The organism is Micrococcus sp. APC 4021, from assembly GCF_030407635.1.
Lineage (GTDB): Bacteria > Actinomycetota > Actinomycetes > Actinomycetales > Micrococcaceae > Micrococcus > Micrococcus luteus.
In genome coordinates this window covers 1-4653 of the sequence record NZ_JASDCZ010000154.1, presented here as the reverse complement: position 1 = coordinate 4653, position 4653 = coordinate 1, and the positions used below count along the sequence as shown (strand labels likewise).

Sequence of the window (4653 nt, the reverse complement as noted above, 5' to 3'; positions counted from 1 at the left end):
CGGCTGCCGGGCCCGCTGCGCCTGCGTGGCGGTCAGGACGGGGCGGGGGGCGGGGGAGTGGGGGTCGGCGGAGCTCACGGTCAGCATTGTGCCACCCGCGGGAGACCGCCCCCGTAGGATGAGGACCGGGGCAGAGCCGCCCTCACGCCCCGTCCCGTGCGGACGGAGCGCCGCGAGCAAGGATCGGAGCAGCGATGACCAGCGCGTCCTCGGAGAAGACCGGCTACGAGAATCACGTCCCGGACCGCAACCTGGCCATGGAGTTGGTGCGGGTGACCGAGGCGGCGTCCATCGCCGCGAGCCCCTGGGTGGGTTACGGGGACAAGAACAAGGCGGACGGCGCCGCGGTGGACGCGATGCGCGCGTTCATGGACACCGTGGCCATGGACGGCACCGTGGTGATCGGCGAGGGCGAGAAGGACGAGGCCCCCATGCTGTTCAACGGCGAGCAGGTCGGCGACGGCTCCGGCGCCGCCGTGGACGTGGCCGTGGACCCGATCGACGGCACCCGACTGACCGCCATGGGCTACAACAACGCGCTCTCCGTCTTCGCGGTGGCGGAGCGCGGCACCATGTTCGACCCGTCGGCCGTGTTCTACATGGACAAGCTCGTGGTGGGCCCCGAGGCCGCCGACTTCGTGGACATGCGCCTGCCGGTGAAGCAGAACGTGAACCTCGTGGCCAAGGCCCTGGACAAGCCCGTCTCGCAGGTGACCGTGTGCGTGCTGGACCGCCCCCGCCACGAGGGCCTGGTCAAGGAGATCCGCCAGGCCGGCGCCCGGGTGAAGTTCATCCTGGACGGCGACGTCGCCGGCGCCATCGCCGCCGCCCGCCCGGACACCGGCGTGGACATGATGATGGGCATCGGCGGCACCCCCGAGGGTATCGTCACCGCGTGCGCGATCAAGGCCACCGGCGGCATCATCCAGGGTCGCCTGGCCCCCACCGACGACGCCGAGAAGCAGAAGGCCCTCGACGCCGGCCTCGACCTCGACGCGGTGCTGACCACGAACGAGCTGGTCACCTCCGACCACTGCTACTTCGCGGCCACCGGCATCACCGACGGCGACCTGCTGCGCGGTGTGCGCTTCGCCGACGGCCGCGTGCACACGCAGTCCATCGTGATGCGCTCGTCGTCCGGCACGGTCCGCACCGTGGACGCCGAGCACGACGTGAAGAAGTGGTCCAAGTGGCTGGGGGACCGCGACGCCCGCTGAGCCCGCGGGCCGGTCTGCCGGGCTCAGCCCCGCGGCAGGCCGGCCACGTGCACCGTCGCCGGGGCGCCGGCCGCGGCGCGGACGGCCAGCGGGCCGGACGCCGTCTCCGCGGCGGGCAGGAACACGGCCTCGCCCGGGCCCAGCTCGATCTCCTGGCCTGCCAGGGCCAGGCTCGCCGTGCCGCGGGTGACCACCGCGATCCCGGGCCCGTGCACGTCGAGCCCGTGGACAGCGTCGTCCTCGAGGGTGGCCTGGAGCAGCTCGAACTCCTCGAACGGCGGGCGGAAGGCCACCACGGAGTCGGCCACGCGCTCGGGCTCGGTGGAGGGAACCGGCAGCGCCTCGAAGGTGACCACGCGGCGCAGCTCGGGCACGTCCACGTGCTTCGGGGTGAGCCCGCCGCGCAGCACGTTGTCCGAGGCCGCCATGACCTCCACGCCCAGCCCGTGCAGGTACGCGTGCACGTTGCCGGCGGGCAGATGGATGGCCTGACCCGGGGCCAGGTCCACGCGGTTGAGCAGGATGGCCACCACCACGCCGGGGTCGTCCGGGTGGTGCTGGGCGGCCTCGAGGGCCGTGGCCAGCGAGGGGTCGCGCTCGGCCAGGTCCGGCGCAGCCCGCAGCACGTCCACGACCTGCGCCACGGCGCCGGGGGCGCCCCACACGGAGTCCGGGTCGAGGATCGAGGTGAACGCGTCCTCGAGGTCCCCGGCGGCGAGGGCCTGGCTGATCCGGGCGGCGGCGACGGCGACGGCGGACGTGTCCCCGTCCGCCCGCTCCGTGAGGGCGCGGGCCAGGGCCTCGAAGCTGTCCGAGGAGACCTCGGGGGAGCGGAAGCCGCACATCGCCGCGAAGGGGGTCAGCGCGAGCAGCATCTCCGGCTTGTGGTTCGCATCCTTGTAGTTGCGCTGCGGGGCGTCGACCGGCACGCCGGCCGCCTCCTCCGCGGCGTAGCCCGCGCGGGCCTGCTCCAGGGTGGGGTGCGCCTGGATGGACAGCGGGGCGCCCGCGGCGAGCAGCTTCATCAGGAAGGGCAGACGGCCCTCCGGCGCGGCGGGTCCGAGGCAGTGCTCGGGGTCCGCGGCCACCACCTCGTCCAGGCCGACGTGGGCGCCGTCCGCCACGACGGCGACGCACGGGGCGCCCGGATGGTCGCCCAGCCACAGCTCGGCCTCGGGGCGGCCGGTGGGCTCGCGTCCCTGCAGGTCGGCGAGGAGCGTGGGGGAGCCCCAGGCGTAGTCACGGATCACGGGCTTCAGGACGTGCATGCGCCCAGCCTAGGTCAGCCCGTCGGCCCGCGCGTCGCGCCTCACGGGGCGGGGACGCACAGCCCGTTCGTCGAGGACGCGTGGTTCAGCACGTCCTCCTGGCCCAGGTCCTCGGCCGTCATCAGGTCCTCGGCGGTGAAGGGCTCGCCGTCGGAGCGGGTCGGCGGGGCCGGCCACGTGGCCGGGTCGTCCTCGTCGACGTCGGGGGCCTCCGTCTCCTGCGCGACGACGGCCAGCACGGTGAGCAACGGCGTCGCCGAGACCCCGGTCGGCTCCGATCCGGCGGTCGCGGACTCGTCGGCCAGCATCTCGTCCACGCGGCGGTGGACGAGGTCGTAGTCGGGGTAGGTGGTGAAGTGGGTGCCCGTGTCGCCGAAGTCGGGCGGGCCGATGGTCAGCCGCCGCATCTTCTGGCCGCGCGAGCGCTCGGCGAGGTCCGCGAACGTGCCGAGCTGGGACTGCGGCAGGTCGGTGGTCACGATCTGCTCGCCCGCCGCGAGGATCCCCTCGAAGCGGGTGAGCACGGTGGCGGGGCTGAACTGCTCCAGCATCGCCGCCTGCATGCACTGCTGCCGGCGGATGCGGGCGTAGTCGGTGGACCAGTGCCGGGAGCGGGCGAAGGCGAGCGCGTCGTCGCCGTTGAAGTGGTGGGTGCCCGGCTCCCACCAGATGTTGCCCCAGGCGCCGTCGGGCCGGACGCCGCGGTGCACCACGTAGCCGCCGCTGACGACGTCCACCCCGCCCATGGCGTCGATCAGCTGGGCGAAGCCGCCCATGTCCATGAGGGCGTAGCCGGAGACGTCCAGGCCGAGGATGCCGCCGGCGGCGTCCTTCATGGCCTCGGCGCCGGGGTGTTCGGCGTCCGGGTAGAGGTCTGCGTGATGCTCCTCCACGTCCGTGTAGAGGGCGTTGAGGATGCACTCGTCGCCGCAGTCGAAGCCGTTCGGGTACACGTCCCACAGCGGGGAGCCCTCGACGAACGGCGCGTTCTGGAGGTTGCGGGGCAGGGAGAACATCACGATGGCGCCGGTGCGGGCGTCCACGGAGACCACGTGCATGGAGTCCGGGCGCAGCCCCTGGCGGCCTTCGCCGGCGTCCGCGCCCAGGACCAGGATGTTGTAGCGGCCCTCGGCCTCCGGGACGGCCGGCCCCTCCTGGAAGACCTCGCCGAGCGCCCCGCGGCTCGTGTTCGCCGCCCAGCCGCCGTAGAGCAGGGCGCCGCTGGTGAGCACGAGCGCGAGCGCGGTGACCGCCGCCGTGATCTTCCGCGCGCCGGGGGCGAGCAGGTGCGGCCGCATCAGCCGGAACGTGTCCACCCACAGCACCGCCCAGCCCACCGCCAGCGCCGCCAGGACCACCGCCAGCCCGAGCAGCACGCCGTCCCGGGCCATGAGCGAGATCAGGCTTGCGCGGGAGACCAGCCACCACAGCAGCCCGAGGATCAGCACGGCCCACACGGTGACGGTGACCCGCAGCGCCACGCGGCCGAGCCGGCGGCTGCCGGCCACGAGCTGGGCGCCGCCGGGGACCAGCAGGGTCAGGGCGGTGAGGATCAGCGCCCGGCGGGTGCGCTCGGTGGGGGAGGCGACGCGCGGATCCCGGAGCGGGTCGGGCTGCGCGTGACCGGCGGGCACGGATCCGGTGGCGGGCGACATCAGCGGTCGGCGGCCATCCGCTCGCGCAGGCGGGCCCCCTTGGCCCGGGCCTGGGCGTTGAGCTCGTCGGCGTGCTCGGCGAGGGCGGCGCGCAGGCGATCGCCCTCCGCGGTGTCGGCCGAGGCGAGGATGCGGGCGGCCAGCAGGCCGGCGTTGCGGGCGCCGTCGATGGAGACGGTGGCCACCGGCACACCGGCGGGCATCTGGACGATCGAGAGCAGGGAGTCCATCCCGTCCAGGCTCTTGAGCTTCACGGGTACGCCGATCACGGGCAGGGGGGTGACGGCGGCGAGCATCCCGGGCAGGTGGGCCGCGCCGCCCGCGCCGGCCACGATCACGCGGATGCCGCGCTCGTGCGCGCGGGCGCCGAACTCCACCATCTCGTGGGGCATGCGGTGCGCGGAGACCACGCCGACCTCGACGGGCACGTCGAGCTCGCGCAGGGCCTCGGCGGCCGCGCTCATCACGGGCCAGTCGGAGTCGGAGCCCATCACGACGGAGACGACCGGGGCG

The 4653-nt window shown here is 74.3% G+C and carries 4 protein-coding genes; 1 reads left to right on the top strand and 3 read right to left on the bottom strand.

Features of this window, described 5'->3' with window-relative positions:
- Window positions 1-194 precede the first annotated feature (194 nt).
- Window positions 195-1217 carry a class II fructose-bisphosphatase gene (gene glpX / locus QL983_RS10475; protein ID WP_020624637.1) on the top strand — a complete coding sequence of 341 codons (1023 nt, stop codon included), beginning with the start codon at window positions 195-197 and terminating at the stop codon, window positions 1215-1217.
- 23 nt (window positions 1218-1240) lie between these two features.
- Here the strand turns inward: glpX and manA are convergent, their stop codons facing one another.
- From manA to purE, 3 genes are all read right to left on the bottom strand, one after another.
- A complete protein-coding gene (manA, locus tag QL983_RS10470; protein ID WP_020624638.1) occupies window positions 1241-2485 on the bottom strand; it encodes a mannose-6-phosphate isomerase, class I in 1245 nt (414 codons plus the stop codon).
- 41 nt (window positions 2486-2526) lie between these two features.
- Complete coding sequence (locus tag QL983_RS10465) at window positions 2527-4119, bottom strand: LCP family protein (RefSeq protein ID WP_230297405.1); 1593 nt, start codon at window positions 4117-4119, stop codon at window positions 2527-2529.
- A 20-nt stretch (window positions 4120-4139) separates the two neighbouring features.
- On the bottom strand, window positions 4140-4653 hold a 514-nt coding region (gene purE, locus QL983_RS10460), incomplete at its 5' end, for a 5-(carboxyamino)imidazole ribonucleotide mutase (RefSeq protein ID WP_290152906.1).